The 3,060-nt window shown below is 38.0% G+C and carries 3 protein-coding genes and 1 pseudogene; 2 read left to right on the top strand and 2 right to left on the bottom strand.

The genetic code is table 11. The features are described 5' to 3' along the window. Window positions 1-688: pseudogene (locus AB3X49_RS22900) on the bottom strand (pyocin knob domain-containing protein); the annotation flags it as partial. Between the two features lie 721 nt (window positions 689-1,409). On the opposite strand from AB3X49_RS22900, the gene AB3X49_RS22890 reads away from it, so the two are divergent. Both AB3X49_RS22890 and AB3X49_RS22885 read left to right on the top strand, forming a co-directional pair. Further along, window positions 1,410-1,904 carry an alpha-helical endospore appendage domain-containing protein gene (locus tag AB3X49_RS22890; RefSeq protein ID WP_367964941.1) on the top strand — a complete coding sequence of 165 codons (495 nt, stop codon included), beginning with the start codon at window positions 1,410-1,412 and terminating at the stop codon, window positions 1,902-1,904. Window positions 1,905-1,930: 26 nt separating this feature from the next. Beyond that, window positions 1,931-2,395, top strand: a complete 465-nt coding sequence (locus tag AB3X49_RS22885) for a hypothetical protein (protein WP_367964939.1) — start codon at window positions 1,931-1,933, stop codon at window positions 2,393-2,395. Window positions 2,396-2,517: 122 nt separating this feature from the next. Here the strand turns inward: AB3X49_RS22885 and AB3X49_RS22880 are convergent. Beyond that, on the bottom strand, window positions 2,518-3,060 hold a 543-nt coding region (locus AB3X49_RS22880), incomplete at its 5' end, for an SH3 domain-containing protein (protein ID WP_483298794.1).

Below are 3,060 nucleotides of genomic sequence, written 5' to 3'. Positions count from 1 at the left end.
GGACCTGTTTCTCCCGTTGGACCCGTTTCTCCTGTTGGACCTGTTTCTCCCGTTGAACCTGTTTCTCCCGTTGAACCTGTTTCTCCCGTTGGACCTGTTTCTCCCGTTGGGCCTGTTTCTCCCGTTGGACCTGTTGTACCGAAAGATTGCCATGGATTCCAAGTCCCCCCTGTTTGACTTCGAACATAGATGGATGGATTTGAAATAAATAGTTGTAGAATAGAAGAGGTCCCAATACCAGGGGCGATAACAGATACATATAAGGTCCAAATTGGATTAGTATTAGGAGCATTTATTGGTGGACCACTCGCACCATCTGCACTGTATACACCGGGTGCGGTTAAAGTATTGAGGTCCGTATTGGAAGGTACAGTGTTGTAAGGAAGGGCCCCTACATCTTGTGCACCTACAACAACAACTCCTGTTTGTCCATTTACACTTGCAACCGCTCCGGTAGGACCTGTAGGTCCAAACATCGTCGGCATTTCCATAACAGCTTCTAACTTTCCTTTTAACAACATTTCATTTTCAGACGCACTTTTCAAAGTAGATTGTACACTCTTGTTTAATTGGATTAATTGATCGAATGTAGGGGGCGTTGCTAAATTATTATTCGTTAACGTTCCTAATGCATATTGCAATTTTTCTCCCTCTCATTAATAATATGTGCTAAACCGAGTTCTTGCATGGCGATGGAGGAAAGCAATAAATTAATTGCTTCCTCTCGTGTCAGAGTAATATTCGGATTAATATCCGGTAAATTTGGTTGCGACATACTTCATTCTCCTTCCCATTTACATATATCACTTTTATCAAACCTTTGGATTTACTTTCACCCATATTGGTTCTACATACCATATGCACCCCTCCACCATTAGTTTCTCCTTTTTAAAATTAAACTCCAACACAACTTGTCTCAATTTATTCATCTAGTCAACGGAGTATCATTCTCCTATCTCTTTCCCTTAAAACAAAAAATCCCTATTCAAGCTCCGAAACTTGAATAGGGATTTCATAACCAAATTCATCGATATTACATACATTTTTCGAACCAAAGAGTAACTCACAAGAATACATAGAATGAATATAACTTTATTTTACAATGATTCATTCTGTCATTCTTTTCTTTATCCCCTGCACGGAAAAAGCATTTCGATCCACTCTTCCGTCCTCCTTACAAACTAATTTGGTCACGTTCGCCAATAGACTAACATGATTAGGAGTACAACCACATACTATATATAGAAAGAATGGACAAAAATAGGTGCTCTGCAAACTGCATAAGACTCTTGCACAGTTCCCCTTAAAATAAATATATTTACCATAAAATATAATTTATTATTTTGCCCAACTTTCTATCTAATGTATTGTTTTTCCTTTATTTTGATAAAAGGAGGCCCAAATAAAATATGTCCCTTCCTAATCTCCCTGATATCACACCTGATATTTCTTTAACACGGCAGGAAGTCATTAACTTATTACTCTCTTCCATTGCCATGGAGGAAATTGGTTTATCACATATACTCAATGCAGAAGGAGAAAAATTACAACATTTCATGAAGCAAAAAAATCGAAACCTTTGCGAATATCTAGCTATCAATCAAAGTGTGAATGATACATTAAAAACAATTGTAAAATCTCAGCTATTGCTAGAATTAAAGTTAGAAGAGGTGAACGCTATAAAAGATGTAGAGAGTCCCGAACACTGCACACCCTGTAAGTCCTATGAAGGGCATACACCATGTTGTAAACAAACTTGTAATGCTTGCCACCCAACAGGATGGCAGTCTGTACCCTGTGGAAGATGTAATTGTGGTTGCAAAAGTGGTAACCCTCACCCACCACCGCTGCAAAAAAAATGTACATGTAAACCCAACATTCGTAAATGTCACTGCAATGACTAATCTTGTTTCGTATTGGTGGTGTATAAATGGCGCCTCTTGATTCCTCACCTACACAGGCTATGTTGGATGCAACTCTCTTTTATATGGAGCAATACTGTTTACTTTGCCTGGAAATGGTATCTCAAGCTTCTTACTATACATATGAACAAAAAGAAATAACCCATACCCTATACGAATCATTCTGGATTTTCCATGCGCTCATTCAAAACATTACCATTTATCACCCTGACATAGTAAGACGCACTACACAATGTAACGACCCTGCTCTACCTTCACACACACTTGATCGCATGAAAAAGATTCGATACTTGTTACAAAAGCTAAGACAACATTTGCGTACTTTCAGTTTTCTTGATCCGGATCAAAAGTGTAGCATACTACTTCAGATGTTACTGCACCAAGAAATCCTAAACATAAAAATCGCAAAACCATTTCATAATAAAACCAGCCCTCCTTGGATAAACCCTATCTTATCTAATAAGAAAATATAATAAGAACAATGATCCTACCAGATATACCCAGCGTCTCTTGTATGAAATAAAGAAGCGTAAGAATCAACACACGCTTTCCTTCTAACTAGGGTACTTTCTGGTAGGGATTGCTCTATTTTTCTTTATTTCACCACTACATACACATAGGCTTCATTTGCTGTAACATAGTATGTTTGACCTTTGCTATTGTGTACTTTATATTGCGGTGAACCATTAACATTCACTTTCGCATCAATCGTAAATCCTAATCCTGTATCTACAGAGCCAGCAACATCTTTATCCTGCCAAGATGGAGCATCATAGAAACGTAGATTGTTAACTTTTGAAACAACACGCTTCCCTACAATAGAAGAATCTACTGTACTTTTCTTTTCAAACTTCACGTAAGATGGATCGTTCTTAATCCATTGCTCACCGCCCAGGTTTAACCAACCATCTTTTTCACCCCATACAATATAAGATTCTGGTTTGTTTAGTTGACGAATCTTTGAATAACTTGTACCTGGTCCTTTACGTAAGTTAATGTTGTAACCCCCAATATAAGCAATTCCATCTGTTACTGCTGTCGGTACTTCTGCTGGTTTAGATGGCTTCTCAGGAACAGAAACATCCACACTAGAATTATTGTATGCGCGTTGTACATCTGCTCTAAATTGAGCTTCTGA

Source organism: Bacillus sp. C30 (assembly GCF_040838255.1).
Lineage (GTDB): Bacteria > Bacillota > Bacilli > Bacillales > Bacillaceae_G > Bacillus_A > Bacillus_A mycoides.
Note: the sequence above shows the minus strand (reverse complement) of the source record. Positions and strands in the feature narration are given on the sequence as shown.